Annotated in this window: 17 protein-coding genes; 6 read left to right on the top strand and 11 right to left on the bottom strand. The window is 74.5% G+C overall.

The genetic code is table 11. The annotated features are described in order from the left end of the window. Positions 1–22: 22 nt before the first annotated feature. Positions 23–208 (bottom strand): hypothetical protein, encoded by a 186-nt coding sequence (locus tag DK419_RS16500; RefSeq protein WP_109960036.1) that lies wholly within the window; start codon positions 206–208, stop codon positions 23–25. Positions 209–356: 148 nt separating this feature from the next. Here DK419_RS16500 and DK419_RS16505 point away from each other — a divergent pair, with 148 nt between their 5' ends. Further along, complete coding sequence (locus tag DK419_RS16505) at positions 357–1,748, top strand: leucyl aminopeptidase family protein (protein ID WP_109960037.1); 1,392 nt, start codon at positions 357–359, stop codon at positions 1,746–1,748. Between the two features lie 9 nt (positions 1,749–1,757). Here DK419_RS16505 and DK419_RS16510 read toward each other — a convergent pair whose 3' ends face one another. Together DK419_RS16510 and DK419_RS16515 are read right to left on the bottom strand one after the other, a co-directional pair. Then, complete coding sequence (locus tag DK419_RS16510) at positions 1,758–2,714, bottom strand: EcsC family protein (RefSeq protein WP_109960038.1); 957 nt, start codon at positions 2,712–2,714, stop codon at positions 1,758–1,760. Positions 2,715–2,828: 114 nt separating this feature from the next. Beyond that, positions 2,829–4,166, bottom strand: a complete 1,338-nt coding sequence (locus DK419_RS16515) for an AmpG family muropeptide MFS transporter (protein ID WP_109960039.1) — start codon at positions 4,164–4,166, stop codon at positions 2,829–2,831. Between the two features lie 288 nt (positions 4,167–4,454). On the opposite strand from DK419_RS16515, the gene DK419_RS16520 reads away from it, so the two are divergent. Next, positions 4,455–5,573, top strand: coding sequence for a PAS domain-containing protein (locus DK419_RS16520; protein ID WP_342587195.1), 1,119 nt, complete (start codon positions 4,455–4,457; stop codon positions 5,571–5,573). Then, positions 5,570–6,028, top strand: coding sequence for a response regulator (locus DK419_RS16525; protein ID WP_109960041.1), 459 nt, complete (start codon positions 5,570–5,572; stop codon positions 6,026–6,028). Before DK419_RS16520 ends, DK419_RS16525 begins: the two co-directional genes overlap by 4 nt. Before the next feature lie 45 nt (positions 6,029–6,073). On the opposite strand, the gene bdcA is transcribed toward DK419_RS16525, so the two are convergent. Further along, a complete protein-coding gene (gene bdcA, locus DK419_RS16530) occupies positions 6,074–6,817 on the bottom strand; it encodes an SDR family oxidoreductase (RefSeq protein WP_109960042.1) in 744 nt (247 codons plus the stop codon). A gap of 76 nt (positions 6,818–6,893) precedes the next feature. Here bdcA and DK419_RS16535 point away from each other — a divergent pair, with 76 nt between their 5' ends. Beyond that, positions 6,894–7,496 (top strand): TetR/AcrR family transcriptional regulator, encoded by a 603-nt coding sequence (locus DK419_RS16535; RefSeq protein WP_109960043.1) that lies wholly within the window; start codon positions 6,894–6,896, stop codon positions 7,494–7,496. Between the two features lie 73 nt (positions 7,497–7,569). Here the strand turns inward: DK419_RS16535 and mutS are convergent, their stop codons facing one another. After that, positions 7,570–10,347, bottom strand: coding sequence for a DNA mismatch repair protein MutS (mutS, locus tag DK419_RS16540; protein WP_109960044.1), 2,778 nt, complete (start codon positions 10,345–10,347; stop codon positions 7,570–7,572). Between the two features lie 226 nt (positions 10,348–10,573). On the opposite strand from mutS, the gene DK419_RS16545 reads away from it, so the two are divergent. Beyond that, on the top strand, positions 10,574–12,865 hold the full coding sequence (locus DK419_RS16545) for an NADP-dependent malic enzyme (RefSeq protein WP_109960045.1): 2,292 nt from the start codon (positions 10,574–10,576) through the stop codon (positions 12,863–12,865). Between the two features lie 6 nt (positions 12,866–12,871). On the opposite strand, the gene DK419_RS16550 is transcribed toward DK419_RS16545, so the two are convergent. Both DK419_RS16550 and DK419_RS16555 read right to left on the bottom strand, forming a co-directional pair. Next, on the bottom strand, positions 12,872–13,456 hold the full coding sequence (locus DK419_RS16550) for a metallophosphoesterase (protein ID WP_109960046.1): 585 nt from the start codon (positions 13,454–13,456) through the stop codon (positions 12,872–12,874). Positions 13,457–13,588: 132 nt separating this feature from the next. After that, positions 13,589–15,361, bottom strand: a complete 1,773-nt coding sequence (locus DK419_RS16555) for an acyl-CoA dehydrogenase family protein (protein ID WP_109960047.1) — start codon at positions 15,359–15,361, stop codon at positions 13,589–13,591. Positions 15,362–15,523: 162 nt separating this feature from the next. Between DK419_RS16555 and DK419_RS16560 the strand changes: the two genes are divergently transcribed. Next, the gene (locus tag DK419_RS16560; RefSeq protein WP_425352589.1) at positions 15,524–16,495 is read left to right on the top strand and encodes an L-threonylcarbamoyladenylate synthase; all 972 of its coding nucleotides are present in this window, start codon (positions 15,524–15,526) and stop codon (positions 16,493–16,495) included. A 31-nt stretch (positions 16,496–16,526) separates the two neighbouring features. Here DK419_RS16560 and DK419_RS16565 read toward each other — a convergent pair whose 3' ends face one another. The 4 genes from DK419_RS16565 to DK419_RS16580 all read right to left on the bottom strand — a co-directional run bounded on the left by DK419_RS16565 (position 16,527) and on the right by DK419_RS16580 (position 21,458). Next, complete coding sequence (locus tag DK419_RS16565; protein WP_109960049.1) at positions 16,527–17,717, bottom strand: TAXI family TRAP transporter solute-binding subunit; 1,191 nt, start codon at positions 17,715–17,717, stop codon at positions 16,527–16,529. 23 nt (positions 17,718–17,740) lie between these two features. Beyond that, positions 17,741–19,183 (bottom strand): coiled-coil domain-containing protein, encoded by a 1,443-nt coding sequence (locus DK419_RS16570; protein ID WP_109960050.1) that lies wholly within the window; start codon positions 19,181–19,183, stop codon positions 17,741–17,743. 197 nt (positions 19,184–19,380) lie between these two features. Beyond that, positions 19,381–20,220 carry an alpha/beta fold hydrolase gene (locus DK419_RS16575; RefSeq protein WP_109960051.1) on the bottom strand — a complete coding sequence of 280 codons (840 nt, stop codon included), beginning with the start codon at positions 20,218–20,220 and terminating at the stop codon, positions 19,381–19,383. Then, positions 20,217–21,458 carry an MFS transporter gene (locus DK419_RS16580; protein ID WP_109960052.1) on the bottom strand — a complete coding sequence of 414 codons (1,242 nt, stop codon included), beginning with the start codon at positions 21,456–21,458 and terminating at the stop codon, positions 20,217–20,219. The genes DK419_RS16575 and DK419_RS16580 overlap by 4 nt, the downstream gene beginning before the upstream one ends. Positions 21,459–21,479: the final 21 nt, after the last annotated feature.

Raw genomic sequence — 21,479 nt, forward strand, 5'->3', positions numbered from 1 at the left:
GGTCGTTAACCCTAACCCACCGTTAACGCTGCGGGGTGTCGGACGGGGTGGCCTTCGGGGCCGGCGCCGTCGCCTTCGCGCCGCCGCGGTCGGTGCCGGTGCCGTGGCGGCTCGGGGTCACCGCCTCGCCCTCGTGGCGGCTGCCGTCCTCGACGCCGATGGTCTCGCGCCGCTCGAGCGGGTTGATGGGCTTCCTGTCCTCGGCCATGGCGGTTCCTTCGCGGGTGATCGGGTCTCGTCCCGGGGGTGACGCCGCAAGGCCGCCGGGGTTCCCGCGGCGGACCCGTGCGCGAGGATTGACAACCGCTCCAACTTGCCTCCCCCTCCGGCCTGTCCGAGCGCGTTGTGAGGAAGGGATGCCCCGCGTGACCACGCTCCTGCCGGCGACCGAGGGCGCCGCCATCCCGATCCGCTGCGTCGCACCCGAGACCTGGCCGCGGATCGCCGAGGCGTTGCCGCCGCTCGCCGCCGCCTTCGCGGCGTCCTCCGGGTTCGAGGCCAAGCCCGGTCGCGTCGCGCTGCTGCCGGGGCCGGACGGGGCGCTCTCCGCCGTGCTGGTCGGGGTCGAGACCGGCGAGCGGGCCGATCCCTTCGCGCTCGGGCGCCTGGCCGAGTCCCTGCCCGAGGGAACCTACCGCCTGGAGGGCCTGCCGGGCGATCCCGCCCTCGCGGCGCTCGCCTGGCTCCTCTCGGGCTACCGCTTCGGCCGCTACCGCGAGCGGCCGGCCCCCAAGGCCCGGCTGGTCGCGCCCGACGGCGTCGACGCGGCGGAGATCGAGCGGATCGCGGGGGCCGTCGCGGCCGGGCGCGACCTCGTCAACACCCCGGCGAACGACCTCGGCCCGGCGGAGATCGAGGCGGCGGCGCGCAGCCTCGCCGAGCGCTTCGGCGCCGCCTGCACGGTGGTGGCGGGCGACGCGCTGGAGCGGGGCTTTCCCCTCGTCGCGGCGGTCGGACGGGCCTCGCCGCGGGCGCCGCGCCTGATCGACATCGCCTGGGGCGACGAGGGGGCGCCGCGCGTGACCCTCGTCGGCAAGGGCGTGGTGTTCGATACCGGCGGCCTCGACCTCAAGCCCGCCGCCGCGATGCTGATGATGAAGAAGGACATGGCTGGCGCGGCGGTGGCGCTGGCGGCGGCCGAGATGGTGATGGGCGCCGGATTGCCCCTCCGCCTGCGGGTGCTGATCCCGACGGTCGAGAACGCGGTGGCCGGCGAGGCCTTTCGCCCCGGCGACGTGCTGGCGAGCCGGCAGGGCCTCACCGTCGAGATCGGCAACACCGACGCGGAGGGGCGCCTGATCCTCGCCGACGCGCTCGCCCTCGCCGACGAGGAGGCGCCCGAGCTGGTCTTCGACTTCGCCACCCTGACCGGCGCGGCCCGGGTGGCGCTCGGCCCCGATCTCCCGGCCCTGTTCACCGAGGACGACGCGCTCGCCGCGGACCTCGCCGCCACGGGGCTCGCCGTCAACGACCCGGTCTGGCGCATGCCGCTCTGGGCGCCCTACGGGTCCCTGCTCGACTCGAAGGTCGCCGACCTCAACAACGTCTCGAGCGGCCCCTTCGCGGGAGCGGTGACGGCGGCCCTGTTCCTGCGCCGCTTCGCACGGTCGGCCAAGGCGCACGTTCACCTCGATCTCTACGGCTGGAACCCGGGCACGAAGCCCGGCCGGCCGGAGGGCGGCGAGGTGCAGACCGCGCGCCTCGTCTACGCCCTCCTGAAGCGGCGCTACCCCGCGCCCAGGGCCTGAACGGGCGGCTCAAGCCGCCCCGAGGGAGGCCCGCTCGGCCTCGTAGGCCTCCCGCACCGTCGCCTTGCCGTAGCGGCGCTCCAGGCGCCGCACGGTGAAGTGGCCCCGCGCGATGGCCTGGAAATGGTCCATGAAGGCGGTGTTGACGGCCGCGCCCCCGATGGCGCCGAGCACCGGCACCGCCTGGGCGGCGAGCTTCTGCGACACCACGCCCCCGAAGCGGGCGCCGACCTGGCCGGCGAAGCGCATCAGCGCCGGGGCGCTCTCCTCGACGACGCCGCGGCCGGCGGCGTAGCGCGCCGCCTCCGACATCGCCTTGGCGAGCGCGCCGCGGACCGCGAAGTAGCCGCTCTCGGCCGCGTTGGCGGTGCCCTCGCCTCCCGTCGCGCCGCGGCCGCCGAGCGCGAAGACCTGCATGCAGGCGAGCGCGGCCTCCGGATCGCCGAGGTCCTCGCCCTCGCGCTGCGCGATCTCGGCGATCGAGCGCAGCATCAGGGTGGTGGAGAGCGGCAGCTCGACCGCGAGCGTGGAGAGGCCGAAGGCTCCCCCGATGGCGCCCGAGACCGCCGCGAGCGCCTTGTGGCCGCGGTCGCCCGGGGGGAAGCGCTCGAGGAGCTCCATCGCCCGGCCGCGCCAGGAGGGCGAGACGTCGGGACCGAGCGGCACGAGCGCGCCGCCCGCCAGTCCGGCTTCCGCCTTCGGCAGGGTCGCGAGCGCCACGTGCAGCGCGCCGCGCATCGCCGTCTCGGTGGCGTGGCCGACCGCGTCCATGACTGGCGCCGGCAGGGCGCGGGTGATGAGGTCGAGGGGGGCGCCGGCCATGGCCGACAGCCGGCCGGCGAGGCTCGGCCGCTCCAGCGCGGCCACCGCCTTGCGCAGGGCCTCGCGGTCCTCGGCGCTCAACGGCCCCGGCGTCCCGACCGGGACGGGGGACGGGGCAGGCTCGGCGGCGACGATCTCGGACACGGACGCTCCCTCGCGGACGACAGCTCTCCGGGATTAAAGCTGGGGCGCCGGGGGCGGGTTCCGCAAGGGGCGGGCACCCGGGCGAAGCGGCCTTCCGCGATGAAGTCCCGGCCCTCAGGCCCGGGCCGGGACTTCCTCCGGCGCCGCCGGCTCCACCTCGCCGGGCAGCATCCGCAGGCCGAGGCAGAGCAGGGTCACCGGGATGCCGACGGCGGCGGTCATCACGAAGAAGGTCGGGTAGCCGAGGGCCTCGACGGCGAATCCCGAGAGGCCGCCGACGAACTTGCCCGGCAGGGCGTAGAGCGAGGAGAGCAGCGCGTACTGGGTCGCCGCGAAGGCCGGCGAGGTCAGGCTCGACATGTAGGCGATGAGCGCCGTGCCCGCGAAGGCGCCGGCGAAGTTGTCGATACTGATGCTGGCGACGAGCAGCGGCAGGTCGTGGCCGGCGAGCGCCAGCCAGGCGAACATCAGGTTCGAGGCCGAGGCCGCGATGCCGCCGATGAGGAGCGCCGGGTAGAGCCCGAGCCGGCTCACCGCGATGCCGCCCGCGAAGGCCCCGGCGATGCCGATCCACACGCCGTAGACCTTCGAGACCGTGGCGATCTCCGACAGGGTGAACTGCATGTCGATGTAGAGCGGGTTCGCCATGATGCCCGAGACGATGTCGGGCAGGCGGTAGACGGTGATCAGCGCCAGGATCAGGACGAGGCCCGTGCCCTTGCGGCGTACGAGGTCGGCGAAGGGATCGACCACCGCCTCGCGGAGCGCGTGGCGCCAGCCGCGGCGGGGACCGGGATCCCTGGCCGCCACCTTCGGCGCCGCGAGGGTGCCGGCGACCGCCAGGACCATCAGCGCCGCCATGGTGCCGTAGGCCGGGGCCCAGCCGAAGGCGTCGGCGACGAACAGCGCGCCGGCGCCGGCGCAGATCCGCGCGAGGCTGTAGCCGAGCTGATAGGAGGCCAGCATCATGCCCTGCCGCTCGGTCGGGGCGGAATCGATGCGCCAGCCGTCGACGACGATGTCCTGCGTCGCCGACGCGAAGGCGATCACGAGGGCGCAGACCACCATGTAGCCGAGGGCGTTCGCCGGATCCCCCCGGCTCATCGCGATCAGGCCCGCCGCCACGGCGAGTTGCGCCAGCAGCATCCAGGCCCGGCGCCGCCCGAGGAGCCGCGACAGCACCGGCACGTCGAACCGGTCGATGACGGGAGCCCAGAGGAACTTCAGCGTGTAGGCGAGCGAGACGTAGCTGAGCAGCCCGATGCTCGAGCGCTCGATGCCGGCGCTGCGCAGCCAGGCCGAGAGGGTGGCGAAGACCAGCAGGATCGGCAGCCCGGCGCCGAAGCCGAGCACCAGCATCAGGGCCATGCGCCGGTCCGCCACCACGTCCCGCAGGGTGGCGCGGGTGCGGGAAAGCCAGCCCGTGCCCTGTCTCCCGGCCGTCGTCGTCATCGTGTTCCCCAAACGTCTCGCCCCGAGCGTCTCGCACTCACCGGGACCGCCGGTGCGTCGGACCCGCGTGACGGCGGCGCCCCGTTCGGCCTCCGCCGGCCAGTCGACCCCAGCAAGTGGGCGGCATCATGATGGACGAAGGATTAACAGTGCATCCACCGGAGCTTAACTGACGAATGGGAACCCCTAGCCCCGTCGGGGGTTCGCTGGAGTGGTCGGGGCCCCGGGGCCCCGCCCCGTCGCGGATCGGCCGGACGGGGCCGGCACGGGCGGGTGCGGATGATCGGTTTGGACGCTCCCAGGCAGGCCGAGGCGACCATCGCGCACGCGGCCGACGCGCCGCACGCCGCAGCCTTCGTGGCCGCCTTCCGGGCGAGCGAGGCGCCGATGGTCATGACCGACCCGGCCCGGCCCGACAACCCGATCGTGTTCGCCAACCCGGCCTTCTGCCGCCTCACCGGCTACGAGCCGGAGGACGTGCTGGGCCGCAACTGCCGCTTCCTCCAGGGGCCCGACACCGACCCGGCCGCCGTCGCCCGGGTGCGCGAGGCGGTGGTCCTGGGCGAGCCGCTGCAGATCGACCTCCTGAACTACCGCAAGGACGGCCGCCCGTTCTGGAACGCGATGACCCTCACCCCGGTGCGCGACGAGACGGGCACGGTGCGCTCCTGCTTCGCGGTTCTGAGCGACGTCACCCGGACCCGCCAGGCCGAGCGGACGCTGGCGCGCGAGAAGGACGGGCTCGCCCAGGATCTCGAGGCCCGGAACCGGGCGCTCCAGGCCGCCCTCGACCAGCAGACCGCCCTGCTGCACGAGGTCGACCACCGGGTGAAGAACAACCTCCAGGTGATCTCCTCCCTGGTGCTGCTCAAGGCCCGGCGCACCCGCGACCTCGCCTGCCGCGAGGCCCTGCGCAGCATGGCCGACCGGATCGGGGCGCTCGCCACCGTCCACCGCCTGCTCTACTCGCTCAGCGACGTCGCCCTGTTCGACCTGCGCGACTTCGCGGCCGACTTCGCCTCCGAGCTCGAGGCCGGCCTCGACACCGACCGGATCGCCCTCACGGTCGACGTCGAGGCGGTGGCGGTGCCGGCCTCGATGGCCGCCCCCCTGGCGCTGCTCGTCCACGAACTCGCCGTCAACGCGGTCCGGCACGCCTTCCCGGGCGAGCGCCACGGCCGCGTCGCCATCACGGCGCGGGCCGAGGGCGAGCGCCTGGTCCTCGAGGTCAGCGACGACGGCGTCGGCCTGCCGGCGGAGCACGGCAACCCGGAGGGGTTCGGCCGCGACCTCGTCGGCATGCTGGTGCGCCAGATGCGCGGCACCCTCGCCTTCGAGGACCGGGCTCCGGGCACGCGGGCGCACATCGCGCTCCCGCTGATCCCCGGTCCGGGGCGCGCCCGTTGAGCGCGCACGGGCTTCGGGTCCTGATCGTCGAGGACGAGGCGTTCATCGCCCTCGAGCTCGAATGCCTGCTGGAGGAGGCCGGCCACGTGCCGGTCGGCGTCGCGATGCGCTCGGGCGAGGCGATCGCGCTCGCCCGCGACCTCAGCCCCGACGTCGCCCTCGTCGACATCCACCTCGCCGACGGCCCGACCGGCGTGGCGGTGGCGCGGGCGCTCAGCGCGCGGTCCGGGACGACGGTGCTGTTCACCACTGCCAACGCCAAGCGCGTGCCCCCGGACTTCGCCGGCGCCGCCGGGATCATCGCCAAGCCGTATTCCGAGCGGGTGATCCGCGCCGCACTCGCCTACGTCGCCGGGCGCTATCACGGGGGTGCGCCGACCGGGCCGCCGGACGGGGTGGTGCTGGCGCCGGCAGGCCGGCCCGACGACGCTTCCCACCCCGACCTGCCGGCCTGACCGGCCCGCGCCGTGCCGCCGGACGCGGCCGTCCGACGGCGCGCGTCAGGCGCCGAAGCCGCCGTCGATCGTGTGCATCGCGCCCGTCACGAAGCCCGCCTCCGGGCCCGCCAGCCAGTTCACCATCCCGGCCACGTCCTCGGGCCGTCCGTGGCGCTTGAGGGCCATGACGGCGTGCATGACGTCCTTCATCGGCCCGTCCGCCGGGTTCATGTCCGTGTCGATCGGGCCGGGCTGCACGACGTTCACGGTGATCCCCCGCGGTCCGAAATCCCGCGCGAGGCCCCGCGCCATTCCCTGCAGGGCGGACTTGCTCATCGCGTAGGCGGACAGGCCGGGAAACGGGATCCGGTCGCCGTTGACGGAGCCGATCACGATGATCCGCCCGCCCTCCGGCATGCGCCGCGCCGCCTCCACGGCCGCGTGGTAGGGCGCGGTCACGTTGATCCGGACCAGCCGGTCCACCTCGTCCGGGTCCTGCTCCAGCGGATCGCCGAACGCCCCCACCCCGGCATTCACCACCAGGACGTCCAGGGGACCGCTCTCGCGCACCCGGGCGATCACCGCGTCGCGGTCGGCGCTGTCGGTCATCGCCGCGGTGGCGCCCGTCTCCGCCGCCAGCCGCTCCGCGGCGTCCCGCGAGCCCGCATAGGTGAAGGTCACGGCCGCGCCCTCGGCCGCGAGGCGCCGCACGATCGCCGCCCCGATCCCTCGGCTCCCGCCGAGCACGAGGGCGGATTTGCCGTGAAGAGATCCGCCCTGACGAGAATCGCCCTGAAATCCGGCCATCCGGCCCTCCTTGAGGCTTAAGTTAGTAAGCACTACATAAATCGTCCGAGCTCCCGGTCAACCAGTTTTTGTATCGATGCCTACAAAATCACCGCGCCCGCGCGGCCGCCCCCGCCGCTTCGATCCCGACGAGGCCGTCGCGGTCGCGCAGCGCCTCTTCCACGCCCGGGGCTACGACGCCGTCAGCGTCGCCGACCTCACCGACGCGCTCGGCATCAACCCGCCCAGCTTCTACGCCGCCTTCGGCAGCAAGGCCGGCCTCTACGCCCGCACGCTCGGCCACTACACCGCGACCCAGGGCGTCCCGCTGGCCGAGCTGATGCATCCCGGCCGCCCGGTGGCCGAGGCGCTCGCCGCGGTGCTGGAGGAGGCGGCGCGGCGCTACGGTGCCGACCCCGAGACCGCCGGGTGCCTGGCCATCGAGGGCGCCCGCTGCAACGATCCCGCGGCCCGGGGCGCCGCCCGCGCCCTGACCGGGGCGGCCGAGGACGTCATCCGGCGCTTCGTCGCGCAGACCCACCCGGCGGCGGCCGAGGGCCTGTCCGACTACGTGGTGACGATGATGGTCGGCCTGTCCACGATGGCCCGCGAGGGCCACGGGCCGGAGCGCCTGCTCGCCACGGCCCGGTTCGCGGGCCGCGTCCTGGCGCAGGCGATCGCCGCCGACGCGCCGCGGTGAGGCGTCCTCGTCGCGGCGCGCTCGCGCTCGCCATGAGCGCGGGCGGGCCTTCGGGACCGGTCGGGCCGGGGTCCTACCCGTCCGCCCGCGCCGCCTTGAGCTGGTAGAGCGCGTCCAGCGCCTCGCGCGGGCTCAAGGCATCCGGGTCGATCCCGTCGAGGAGCAGGCCGACCGGGTCGGGCGTCTCGACCGGAGGGGCCGGGGGCGGGCTCGGCGGCATCGCGGAAAAGAGCGGCAGCTCGGCGGGCGCCTTGGGCCGGCCGCGCCCGCCCTCCCCCCGTTCCAGCTCGGCGAGGAGCGCCTTGGCGCGGGCGATCACCGGAGCGGGCAGGCCGGCCAGCCGCGCGACCTGGAGGCCGTAGGAGCGGTCGGCGGCGCCCGGCACGACCTCGTGCAGGAACACCACGTCGCCCTTCCACTCCGTCACCTTGAGGGTGGCGTTGGAGAGCCGGTCGAGGCGCTGGGCGAGGCCCGTCAGCTCGTGGAAGTGCGTCGCGAACAGCGCCCGGCAGCCATTGGCGCCGTGCAGGTGCTCGAGGCAGGCCCAGGCGATCGAGAGACCGTCGAAGGTCGCGGTGCCCCGCCCGATCTCGTCGAGCACGACGAGCGAGCGCTTCGTCGCCTGGTTCAGGATCGCCGCGGTCTCGACCATCTCGACCATGAAGGTCGAGTGGCCCCGCGCCAGGTCGTCGGCGGCGCCGACGCGGGAGAACAGCCGGTCGACGAGGCCGAGATGGGCGGAGGCCGCCGGCACGTAGGCGCCCATCTGGGCCAGCACCGCGATGAGGGCGTTCTGGCGCAGGAAGGTCGACTTGCCGCCCATGTTCGGGCCGGTGACGAGGAGGATCTGGCCCGCCTCGCGTCCCGAGAGGTCGCAGGCATTGGCGATGAAGGCCACGCCCGCCCTCGTCAGCGCCGCCTCGACCACGGGATGGCGCCCGCCCTCGATCCGGAAGGCGAGGCCGTCATCGACCACTGGCCGGGTCCAGTTCAGCTCGACGGCGAGCTCCGCGTGCGAGGCCGCGACGTCGAGGGCGGCGAGCGCGCCTGCGGCCGCCACGATGGAATCCGACTCCGCCATCACGGCGGCCGACAGGGCGTCGAAGATCTCGAGTTCGAGGGCGAGGCCGCGCCCGGCGGCGTTGGCGATCCTGGTCTCCAGCTCGCCCAGCTCGACGCTGGTGAAGCGCATCGCGTCCACCATGGTCTGGCGGTGGACGAAGGTGGCGCGCCAGGGATCCTTGAGCAGGGTCTCGCCGAAGGCCTGCGGCACCTCGATGAAGTAGCCGAGCAGGTTGTTGTGCTTGATCCGCAGCGTTCGGCAGCCGGTGTCGGCGGCGTAGCGGGCTTGCAGCCCGGCCACCACCTGGCGCGAATCGCGCTGGAGCGTGCGGGACTCGTCGAGTTCCGCCCGGTAGCCCTCGCGCACGAAGCCGCCGTCGCGGCGCTGCAGGGGCAGGTCGTCGGCGAGCGCGGCGCTCAGATCGTCGGCGAGCGCCTCGTCGAGGCCGGCGAGGATGCGCGCGGCCTTGCCGATCTCGCCCGGCAGCGCACCCGCGCCGGCGAGCGCCGTCGCGATGCCGCGGGCGGCGAGCAGCCCGTCGCGGAGCGCCGCGAGGTCGCGGGGCCCCGCCCGTCCGAGCGAGATCCGCGACAGGGCCCGGGCCATGTCGGGCGCGCGCGCCAGTTCGGCCCGCAACTCCGCCCGCAAGGCTCCCTCGGCCACCAGGAACTCGACCGCGTCGTGCCGGCGTCGGATCAGCGCGAGGTCGGTCGAGGGGCCGGCGAGCCGCTCGGCCAGCAGCCGTGCGCCGGCCCCACCCACCGTGCGGTCGATGGCGGCGAGCAGGCTGCCCGCCCGCTCGCCCGAGAGGGTGCGGGTGAGCTCGAGATTCTGGCGCGTCGCCGCGTCGATCATCAGGCTCGCGCCCGCCGCCTGGCGGGCCGGCGGGCTCAAGGTCACCCTGGCGCCGAGCTGGGTGCGGGCGATGTAGTGCAGGACCGCGCCCGCCGCCGCGACCTCGACCCGGCTGAAGGCGCCGAACCCGTCGAGGGTCTGGACGCCGAACTGCTCCTTCAGCGCCCGCTCGGCCGAGGCCGGGTCGACGTCGCCGCGGCCGACCGGCGTGACGGCGGCCCGCGCGTCGCGCCACAGGCGCGAGAGCTCGGGATCCTGGTGGATGGCCTCGCCCATCACGATCTCACGCGGGTCGAGGCGGGCGATCTCGGCCGCGAGACCGGCGCCCTCGACCTCGCCGAGGGAGAAGCGCCCGGTCGAGATGTCGACGGCGGCGAGCCCGTATGTCCAGGCCGAATCCGAGGCGCGACGGCGGGCGAGCGCCAGCAGCACGTTGGCCCGGCCGGGATCGAGCAGCCGGTCCTCCGTGATCGTGCCCGGGGTGACGAGGCGCACCACCTCGCGCCGCACCACCGATTTCGAGCCGCGCTTCTTGGCCTCGGCCGGGTCCTCGGTCTGCTCGCAGACCGCGACCCGGTGGCCGAGCCCGATCAGGCGCTGGAGGTAGTCGTCCGAGCGCTCGACCGGCACGCCGCACATCGGGATGTCGGCACCCGCATGCTTGCCGCGGCGGGTGAGCACGATGCCGAGGGCGCGCGAGGCGGTCTCGGCGTCCTCGAAGAACAGCTCGTAGAAGTCCCCCATGCGGTAGAACAGCAGCGAATCGGGGTTCGCCGCCTTGATCTCGATGTACTGCGCCATCATCGGCGAGACCTTGGCCTCGTCGTCGGGGGCGGCCGCGCGTCGGCCGCGGGCGGGCGGGGGCGGCGCCTCGTCCGTCGGCTCGTAAGCCTCGTTGCGCAGCAGGCGGCCGGTGTCGCTGTCCATCGTCATGAGATCGGGGGGCTGTCGGGTCCGCGGCATCGTGGTCGGGCAGACTAACAGAGCCCGAGGCTCACGCTCCAGACCGGCACTCCGGGGATGATGGGGATGATCGTCCCCGGTTTAAAATGGGCGGCCCGCGTGTGTTAGCGCCGCAGCGCCGCTTGAGCCGGCCGGGTCATGGCCCTAAGGGACGTGTCCCTTCGAGTGTCATCCTGGTCGCAGAGAAGAGCTTGGCATGAGCGAGTCCCGCCCCGTCACCCGCGGCAAGCGCCCGACCTTCACCGACCAGGAGGCGCTGCAATTCCACCAGCAGGGCCGCCCGGGCAAGCTCGAAGTGGTGGCGACGAAGCCGATGGCGACGCAGCGCGACCTGTCGCTCGCCTACTCGCCCGGCGTCGCCGTGCCGGTGCTCGCCATCGCGGACGATCCGGCGCTGGCCTACGACTACACCGCCAAGGGCAACCTCGTGGCGGTGATCTCGAACGGTACCGCGATCCTCGGCCTCGGCAACCGCGGCGCCCTCGCCTCGAAGCCCGTGATGGAGGGCAAGGCGGTCCTGTTCAAGCGCTTCGCCGACATCGATTCCTTCGACCTCGAGGTCGGGACGGAGGATGCCGAGGCGTTCATCAACTGCGTGCGCTACCTCGGCCCGACCTTCGGCGGCATCAACCTGGAGGACATCAAGGCCCCCGAGTGCTTCATCATCGAGGAGCGCCTGCGGGAATTGATGGACATCCCGGTCTTCCACGACGACCAGCACGGCACCGCGATCATCTCGGCGGCGGGCATGATCAACGCCCTGCACCTGACCGGCCGCGACATCGCGGAGGCCCGCCTCGTCGTCAACGGCGCGGGCGCGGCCGGCATCGCCTGCATCGAGCTCGTCAAGGCGCTCGGCTTCCGCTCCGAGAACGTGATCCTGTGCGACACCAAGGGCGTGGTGTTCCAGGGCCGCACCGAGGGCATGAACCAGTGGAAGTCGGCCCACGCGGTCGCGACCTCGAAGCGCACCCTCGAAGAGGCGATGGAGGGCGCCGACATCGCGTTCGGCCTCTCGGTCAAGGGCGCCTTCACGCCCGAGATGATCGCCTCGATGGCGCCCCAGCCGATCATCTTCGCGATGGCGAACCCGAACCCCGAGATCACCCCCGAGGAGGTGGCCCAGGTCCGCGACGACGCGATCGTGGCGACCGGGCGCTCGGACTACCCGAACCAGGTCAACAACGTCCTGGGCTTTCCCTACATCTTCCGCGGCGCGCTCGACGTGCACGCGACCACGATCAACATGGAGATGAAGATCGCGGCGGCGCAGGCGCTGGCGGCGCTCGCCCGCGAGGACGTGCCGGACGAGGTGGCGGCGGCCTACCAGGGCACGCGTCCGCGCTTCGGGCGCGAGTACATCATCCCGGTGCCGTTCGATCCGCGGCTGATCCACACCGTGCCGCCCGCGGTGGCGAAGGCCGCGATGGAGACCGGCGTCGCCCGCAAGCCCATCGACCACATGGACCGCTACCGGGCCCAGCTCTCGGCCCGGCGCGACCCCGTCGCCGGCACCCTCAACCGGGTGTTCGAGCGGGTGCGCAAGTATCCCAAGCGCGTCGTCTTCGCCGAGGGCGAGGAGGAGGTGGTGATCCGCGCCGCGGTCTCCTTCGTCAACCAGGGCCTCGGCACCGCGATCCTGGTCGGGCGCGAGGACCGGGTGATGGCGAATGCCGAGGCAGCCGGCATCGACCTGTCGGGCCGCGACAACATCGAGATCCACAACGCCGCCAAGTCGCACCGCAACGGCGTCTACGCGCAGTTCCTCTACGCCCGGATGCAGCGCAAGGGCTTCCTGTTCCGCGACTGCCAGCGCCTGATCAACCAGGACCGCAACCACTTCGCGGCCTCGATGGTCGCGCTCGGCGACGCCGACGCGATGGTGACCGGCACCACCCGCAACTACTCGATCGCGCTCGAGGACGTGCGCCGGGTCATCGACCACAAGCCCGGCCACCGGGTGATCGGCGTCTCGCTCTGCCTCGCCCGCGGCCGGGTGGTGCTGGTGGCGGACACCGCGATCCACGAGATGCCGAGCGCCGAGGAACTCGCCGGCATCGCCATCGAGGCCGCGGGCGTGGCGCGTCGCCTCGGCTACGAGCCGCGGGTGGCGATGCTGTCGTTCTCGACCTTCGGCTTCCCCAAGGCCGAGCGGGCCGAGAAGGTGCAGGAGGCGGTGCGGATCCTCGACGGGATGCGGGTCGATTTCGAGTATGACGGCGAGATGTCGGCCGACGTCGCGCTGAACAAGGACCTGCTCGCCCAGTACCCGTTCAGCCGCCTCAAGCAGCCCGCCAACGTCCTGGTGATGCCGGCCTTCCACTCGGCCTCGATCTCCACCAAGATGCTGCAGGAGCTCGGCGGCGCGCAGGTGCTCGGGCCGCTGATCGTCGGCCTCGACAAGGCGGTGCAGATCGTCCCGCTCGGGGCGACCGATTCCGACCTCGTCAACATGGCGGCGCTCGCTGCCTACAACATCGGCGGCTGACGCCGCCTACCCGCCGCCCGCCTCGCGGGCGGCGTTCTCCCTCGCCCAATCCCTCGCCAGCTCCTCCGGCACCAGCGTCGCCGCGTCCTGGCGCTCGGCCAGCGCCGCGAGCCGCACCGGACGGTACTCCCAGGCATCGACCCCGACGTCGCAGGACCGCGTGGTGTCCGGCAGCGTGCCGTGCGTGTGCCCGTAGAGGTGGCGGGTGCCGCGCCACAGGCCGGGCCAGGCCCGGTGGGCGTAGTGCGCCAGGAACAGGCGCCACTCGCTGCCGTCCTCCCGCAGGGTGACGCGGGCGCTCTCGACCGGCGGGTCGGCCCAGGGCAGGTCGAGGACGCGGTTGCTGTCGTGGTTGCCGCGCACCAGGCGCTTGACGCCGTTCAGCCGCGCGAAGATCGCCGCGCAATGCGCGCGTTCGGCATGCGCCGCGAAGTCGCCGACGTGCCAGACCTCGTCCTCGTGCCCGACGACGGCGTTCCAGTTCGCCACCAGGGTCTCGTCGTGTTCCTCCAGCGAGGCGAACCGGCGGCCGCGCTGGCGCAGGATGTGGGCGTCGCCGAAATGCGTGTCGGCGGTGAAGAAGACGGCCATGCGCACCCGGATCGAGCGTGACGGATCCGGGATCAGATGGGGCGGCGGGGGCCGGCGGCACCCCGCGTCGTGTCGGCGCGGCGGGAGCCGTGACGCCGCCGGGAACGGCGTCGCGCCCCCGCGCGCCTCCCCTCACCCCGCGAGTGCGAGCGCCCCGTCCTGCAGGAAGCCGCCGCCGCCCGTCACCGTCTCCTCCAGCCCCCGCGCGGCGGTGGCCAGGTTCTCGGCGAAGAACCGGGCGAGCACGATGCGCGCCGGGTGGGCCGGGTCGGTCGAGCCCGCCTTCGCGGCGGCGTTCGCCGCCAATGCGGCTTGCGCCAGGCAGGCGCCGCCTTGCGCGAGGCCGAACAGGCGCAGGTACGGGGTGGCGCCGGCGAGCGCCTCCTCCGGCCGGTTCGAGCCGAGCGCCTTGAGGAGGTGGCTCGTCGCCCGGTCGAGGGCCTCGATCGTCTCGCGCAGGCGCGGGGCGGTGTGGCCGAAGGCGGGACCGCCCTCCTTCAGCACCCGCTCGGCGACGAGGCGCATCGCGCCGATCTGGCCGCGCACCACCGCGCCGTTCTCCAGCGGCAGCTTGCGGGTGACGAGGTCGATCGCCTGGATGCCGTTGGTGCCCTCGTAGATCGCCGCGATGCGGGCGTCGCGCAGGTGCTGGGCGGCGCCGGTCTCCTCGACGAAGCCCATGCCGCCATGGACCTGGATGCCGAGCGAGGCGACCTCGATGCCGATATCGGTCGAGAAGGCCTTGGCCACCGGGGTCAGCAGCGAGGCCCGGGCCTGCGCGGCCCGGCGCGCCGCCTCGTCCGGCGCCCGGTGGGCGCGGTCGATCGCCTCCGCCGTCAGGTAGCAGATCCCGCGCGAGGCGCCGGTCAGCGCCTTCATGGTGAGCAGCATGCGCTGCACGTCGGGATGCTCGATGATCGCGCTCGCGCCCTCGGCCGCCGCGGTCGCGCGGCCCTGGCGGCGGTCGCGGGCGTAGGACAGCGCCTGCTGATAGGCCCGCTCGGCGATCGCGACGCCCTGGAGGCCGACGCCGAGGCGGGCGTTGTTCATCATCGTGAACATGCAGGCCAGCCCCCGGTTGGCCTCGCCGACGAGCCATCCGGTGGCGCCGTCATACACCATGGTGCAGGTCGGCGAGCCGTGGATGCCGAGCTTGTGCTCGATGCCCGCGCACTTGAGCGCGTTGCGCGCGCCGTCCGGCAGCACCTTCGGCACCAGGAACAGCGAGATGCCCCGGGTGCCGGCCGGCGCGTCGGGAAGGCGCGCGAGCACGAGGTGCACGATGTTGTCGGTGAGGTCGTGCTCGCCCCAGGTGATGTAGATCTTCTCGCCCGAGATCCGGTAGCTGCCGTCGCCCGCGGGCTCGGCCCGGGTGCGCATCACCGAGAGGTCCGAGCCGGCCTGCGGCTCGGTCAGGTTCATGGTGGCGGTCCACTCGCCCGAGACCAGCTTCTCGAGGTAGCGCGCGCGCAGCTCCTCGCTGCCGTGGCGGCTCAGCGCCTCGACGCCGCCGGCGGTGAGCAGCGGCCCGAGGCCGAAGGCCATCGCGGCGGAGTTCCACATCTCGATGCAGGCGGCGTTGAGCAGGATCGGCAGGCCCTGGCCGCCGTACTCGACCGGGCCCGGCAGGGCGTTCCAGCCGCCCTCGGTCCAGGCGCGGTAGGCCTCGCGGTAGCCCGGCGGCATCGTCACCACGCCGTCCTTAAGCGGGGTGCCGTGACGGTCGCCGATTGTGTTGAGCGGCGCCACGACGTCGTTGGCGAAGCGCCCGGCCTCGTCCAGGATCGTGTCGACGAGGTCGTCCGAGAGGTCGCCGTGCAGCCCCTCCGCGATGGCGCGGTCGAGCCCGGCGACGTGCCGGAGGGTGAAGGCCATCTCGGCCACGGGCGCGCGATAGGTCGTCATCGAGGGCTCCTCCCGGGAGAGCGGGGCGGCTTTACGTGGGTGAGCCCGCCCTGCGGGCTCGCCGTGCGAGCCACCCTTTGGATTTGACGTGCGGCCGCCACCGACGCTACGGCCGGCGGCATGGTGACGGATAGTTTAGACGTGAACGATGATCGCGGGTCAATGCCGACCCGGCGGCTGACCGCCGATGACGCGGGCGTCGCCGAGGCCGGCGCCCTGCTGCGGGCCGGCCGGCTCGTCGCGATCCCGACCGAGACCGTCTACGGCCTCGGCGCCGATGCCGGGAGTCCTGCGGCGGTGGCGGCCATCTACGCCGCCAAGGAGCGGCCGCGCTTCAACCCGCTGATCGCCCACCTGCCCGACCTCGCGGGCGCGCGGCGCGAGGGCGCGTTCGGCACGGACGCGCTGCGCCTGGCGGAGGCGTTCTGGCCCGGTCCCCTGACGCTGGTGGTGCCGGTGGCGGCGGGGGGCCGGGTCTGCGACCTCGCCCGGGCCGGGCTGCCGAGCGTGGCGCTCCGGGTGCCCGCGAGCCCCCTCGCCCGCGCGGTGCTGGCGGCGGCGGGCCGCCCGGTGGCGGCGCCCTCGGCCAACCGCTCCGGGCAGGTGAGCCCGACGCAGGCCGATCACGTGCTCGGCGACCTCGACGGGCGGATCGCGGCCGTGCTCGACGGCGGGCCCTGTCCGGTCGGGGTCGAATCGACCATCGTCGCCTGCCTGTCCGGCGATCCGGTTCTGCTGCGGCCGGGCGGCGTGTCGCGCGAGGCCCTCGAGGCGGTGCTGGGCCGGCGGCTCGCGACCCCGACGGCGCCGGCAGGCGCGGCGCCGGTCGCGCCGGGATTGCTCGCCTCGCACTACGCTCCGCGCGCCGCCGTGCGGCTCGACGCGACGGAGGTGCGGCCCGGCGAGGCCGTCCTGCTGTTCGGGGGCGCCGCACCGAGGGGGCTCGATAGCGCCCTCCTCGCCCTGAACCTCAGCCCGGCCGGAGACCTCGGGCAGGCCGCCGCCCGTCTCTTCGCCTATCTGCGCCGGCTCGACGCCGCCGGTCCGGCGACGATCGCGGTGGCGCCGATCCCGGAGGCCGGCCTCGGCGAGGCGATCCGCGACCGGCTCGCCCGCGCCGCGGCGCCGCGGTGAGGATCCGCGCGACGAAAGGGCGGCCGTTCCGTCACCGCCCCCGTCCGTCGCGCCAGCGCAGGAACTCCTGGTAGAGCTGGTCGCGGTCGACCTCGCCCGCGCCCCGGCGCTGGGCCAGGAACTGCGCCACCTCGCCGGGACCCGCCGCGACCTTCGGGGCCGGGCCGCCGCGACGCTCCAGCCAGTCCCGGGCGGCGGGGAAGCGCGGCCAGTCCGGGACCTCGGCGGTGAGGTTCACCTCGCGCCATTTCGGGTGCCGCGGGGCCTTCAGGAAGGCGTCGTACCGGCCGAAGAAGGCGTCGACGAAGCGGGCGATGCGGGTGTAGCGCTCGCTGCCCTTCGGCCAGTTGTAGGCCGCCAGGATGGTGCCGACCGCGAGCGTGCGCACGGCGCTCCCCTCGGGGGCGAGCAGCGGGTAGTCGGCGTGGGTCAGCTCGGCCGGCATGTAGCTCTCGGCGGCGCCCCCCGCGAAGGGCACGTCGAGCAGCCGGAAGCGGTCGCCGCCCTGGAATTCGGACAGCACCGCCACGGGCTTGGCCGCCACCGAGACGAGGGCCGCGATCTCGCCCCGCTCCAGCATGGCGAGGGCCGTCGGCTGGTCGACGTTGACGGGGTCCACCGTGAGGCCGATGCCGGCGAACATCGCGCGCCCGGACACGTCGGTGCCGCTGCCGCGCACGTCGAAGCTCACCTTCCGGCCGGCGAGCTGGCGGATGTCGGTGATCTCCCGGGAGGCCACGACGTGCAACTCGTCATTGAAGAGCCGGGCGATCACGGCGATGTGCGAGGAGGCGTTCCCGACCCGCTTGTCCTTGCGCAGCTGGTCGAGGGAATCGGTGCGCACGAAGCCGATGTCGATGCCGCGCAGGTAGCGCAGGTCGTAGGCGTTCTGCCCCGCGCCCTTGCCCATCACCGGCAGCACCCGCAGGTCGTTGACGCCGTCGAGCACGAAGGCGAGGTCGCTCGCCATGCGGAAGTAGGTGCCGCCGGGGGTGCCGGAGATCACCGCCACGGTGTTGGCGTTGAGGTGGCTGCCGAGCGCCACGTCCTCGGCGGTCTCCCGCGGGGCGGGCGCTTGCCCCCGCGGCCGGGGCGGGACGGCGCGGACGGGCCGGGCGGGCGCCGGGGCCGCGGCGGGCGGCGGGTCGGCGGGCTGCGCCCGGGCCTCCGCGACGGTCCAGGGCAGCAGGAGGGCGAGCCAGAGCGCGGCGCGGCGTGTCATGCGAGGGCGTCCTTCGCTCGGGGTCACTCGCCGCCCCACGGGGCGGCCAGGGAGGGGACGGCGGGCGCCAGCACCCCGCTCAGGACCGGGCCTGGCAGGCCGGCCTGGCGGACCGGATTGGTCCAGGTCGCGGGGCCGCGCCCCGCGAGGCCGGCGGGCGTGCCCTGCGGCTCCTGGTTCTCCGGTCCCTGGTTCTCCGGTCCCTGGTTTTCTCGTCCCTGGTTCTCCTGTCCCCGGTCCTTCTGCGCCTGGCGGTACAGGGCGCTCGCCCGCTCGGGGTCGCCGCGCATCCCGCGGACCTGAAGGGCGGCCAGCCGGTCGGGATCGTAGGTCTCGGCGAGGAGCGCGGTGGCCCGGGCGCTGCCGTTGCGGACGCCGAGGGTGAGGAAGAGCCGCGCCCCGCTGATGTCGCCGCGCCCGATCAGGACCGCGACCCGCGCCAGCAGCCGCTCCTCGTCGAGCGCCGCCGCGCTCGTCGGCGACGGCGCCGCGCCGGGGCGGGCCCGGAGCACCAGCGAGGGCTCGGATCCGCGGCCCGCCTGCGGCCGGGGTCCGGCGGCGTGGTCGGGGCTGCTCCTCAGGCGGTCGAGCCGCCCGCGCGTCTCGGCGCCGGCCTGCTCGGCCGCGAGCCGGCCCTGCTCGGCCCGGTCGCGCTCGCCGGCGACCTGGGCCGCGCGGGCGGTCGCCTCCGACCGGGCGACCTGGGCGGCCCGCAGGGCGACGGCGAGGCGGCGCAGGCCCGCCCGCATCATCGCGCGCTCCCGCGCCGCCGAGGCCGCCTGCGCCTGGAGGGCGACCCGCGCGGTCTCGACCGCGCCCTCGAGCGCCGCGACGCGCCTCTGCGCCTCCGAAAGCGCGCTCGCCAGATGCTCGCCCCGCGCCCGCTCGGCGTCGAGCGCCTGCCTGTGCCCGTCGGCCGCCCCTTCTGCGACTCGGCGCGCCTCCTCGGCGGTGGTCAGGGACCGGGAGGCGTCGCGGTCCTGCAACGCCTGCGCCCGCAGGGCCTCGACCTCGGCCCGGGCGGCGGCGAGCTGGTGCCGGGCCGCCGCCGCGGCCTGCGACAGGTCGCTCGCCCGCGCCTCCGCCTGCTCCAGGCGCCGGCGCCCCTCGGCCGCCTCGCCCTCCGCCTGACGCACCCGCGCCTCGGCTTGGAGCCTGGCTTCAGCCTGGAGCCTGGCTTCAGCCTGGAGACGGGCCTCCTCGGCGGCCCGCGGATCGGGCGCCGGGGCGACGGGCTTCGCCGGGGGACGCGGCGGCTCGCCCGCCTGCCGCGCCAGGATCGCGCGCGCCTGCATCTGGCGCGGCACCCCGGCCCGGTCGGCCTCGGTGGCCTCGGCGGCGGAGCCCGCGGGCGGAGGGACCGCCGCGGGCGCCGGGGTCGCGTCCGGGGAAGGGCCTTCCATCGTGAGCACCGCGCCGGTCGCCGCGACGCTCAAGGCTCCTGCCAGGCCGAGCCAGAACTTCATCCCTCGCCCCTTCGGCTTGCGCGGGCTCCCGGGGGGCCGCGCCGTCTCAGTCGCGGCCGAGAGTGGGCCGCGGGGGTGGACCGGGGCTATCTGGGCGATGGGAGCGGGGTTCGAAGGCCGTGCCTCCCTCAAAGCTGGGCGGCGCCTCCCCCAAAGCCGGGCGGCGCCTCGCCGAAAGGTGCGGGGCGCCTCCCCCTTCAGGCCGAGGCGGCCCGCCGGATCGCAGCCCGCACCCGCTCGGGCGCCTCGAAGGGCAGGAAGTGGGTCGTGCCCGGCACCGTCTCGACCTCCACACCGGGGCGGGGATCGGCGTCGAGGGCGCAGGTGCTGCCGGTCTCGGCCCGCAGGATCTCGGCCGGGCGGGCCAGCCGCGCCAGCGCTGCCCAGGGGTCGTGGCCCTGCGCCATGTAGCTCGACGCTTCCCAGGCCCCGGTGCAGGTCAGCGTCACGCCGCCGGGGCCCTCGCGAAACCCGTCCGCCACGTAATCGGCGAGGGGCGCCTCCGGCCAGGTGCGGAACGCGCCGCGCCCCGCATAGGCGGCGAGCGCCGCCGCCCGGGACGGGAAGTCGCTGCGCCGCCGCAGCGCCCCTTCCGCGAGGCCGGCATGGCCCTCTCCGCGCCGCGCCGGGGGCTGGATCACCGGATCGAGCAGCACGAGGCGGCGCACCCGTTCCGGCCGCTCGGCGGCGGCGAGCAGCGAGGCGGTGCCGCCCATCGAGTGACCGATCAGCACGAGGGGCCTCGTATCGAGCCGGTCGAGGAGCGCGATCAGGTCCTGCGTGACGTCCGACCAGTCCGTCCGGCCCTCGGGCTCGGCCGGCAGCGTCGAGAGGCCGTGGCCGCGATGGTCGTAGGCGAGCACGCGCAGGTCGGAGAGCGGCGCCAGCAGGCTGCGGTAGGTGCGGGCGTTGAAGCCGTTGGCATGCAGCAGGACCGCGTCGAGGGGCCGGTCGGCCGGCCCGAATTCGAGCGCGGCGAGGCGCCCGCCCGAGGGGTCGCCGATGTCGATCGTCCGCCGTGCCAGCCCGTCGCTCACGCCCGCATCCCCTTCGGCCGCGCCAGGGCGGTGCCGGCCGCGCCGAGCGCCATCAGCACGGCGGTGCCGAGGAAGACCGCCCGCATCCCGACATGCCCGCCGACGAAGCCGCCGAGCAGCGGCCCCACCACCTGCCCGACGTACTGCGACGAGGTCGAATAGCCAAGCATCGTCCCGGCGACCCGGTCGGGCACCGAGTGGCGGATCACGCTGGCGATGCAGGGCAGGAGCCCGCCGAGCGCCAGACCCATCAGGAAGCGTAAGAGCACGAGCTGCCAGTCGCTCGTCACCAGGGCCTGGGGCACCAGCAGCACCGCGGACGCCGTCAGGCTCGCCGTGATGACGGTCCAGGGGCCGATCCGGTCCGCGAGCCGCCCGAGGCGCGGCGCCGACAGGATGCTGCCCAAGGCGGTCGCCGACATCGCGAGGCCGGCGATCAGCGTGACCCGGGCGGGATCGGGCGTCAGCTCGGCGACGTAGACGGTGATGATCGGCTCGACCGACATCACCGCGAGCATCAGGAGCATCCCGGTCGCCAGCATGGCGAGCGCCGGTCGCTTGTCGGGGATGCTGGAGAAGCCTCCGCCGGCGCGGGCCGAGCGCGGCGGGCGCGGCTCCTCGCGGATCAGCAGCAGGGTGGCGAGGAAGGCCACGAAGATCACCGCGCCGGCGGCGAGGAACGTGGCGCGGATGCCGATCACGGGCGGCAGCACCCCGCCGACGAGGGGCCCGACGAGGTTGCCCGCCATGATGCCGGAGGCGAGCGTGCCGAGCGCCCAGGCCGAGCGGTCCTTCGGCGTCTGCGTCGCCACCAGCACCGTCGAGCCCGAGGCGTAGCCGCCGAGAAGCCCCGCGAGCAGCCGCAGGGCCACGAGCTGCCAGACGTTGCCGGCCATGCCGATCAGCGACATCGCCACCGCCATGCCGAGGCTCGCCCGGATCAGCATCAGCTTGCGGCCGTAGAGATCGGCGAGCCGCCCCCAGAGCGGCGCCACCAGGGCGGCGCTGAGGAAGGTCGCCCCGAACGCGATGCCGGACCACTGCACGATCGCCGCCTGGTCCTTGACGCCCAGCTCCTCGACGTAGAGCGGCAGGAACGGCAGGAGCAGCGTCATCGCCACGATGGTGGTGAACGAGCCGAACACGCAGACCGCGAGGTTGCGCCGCCAATGGATGTCCGCCGGCGCGTCGTCGGATCCTGCGCTTCCCTTGGCCGCCGCGCTGGTGTCGCGGGTCATCGTGGGCTCCCTTCCCCTCGC

The sequence above is a fragment of the Methylobacterium terrae genome, from assembly GCF_003173755.1.
GTDB lineage: Bacteria > Pseudomonadota > Alphaproteobacteria > Rhizobiales > Beijerinckiaceae > Methylobacterium > Methylobacterium terrae.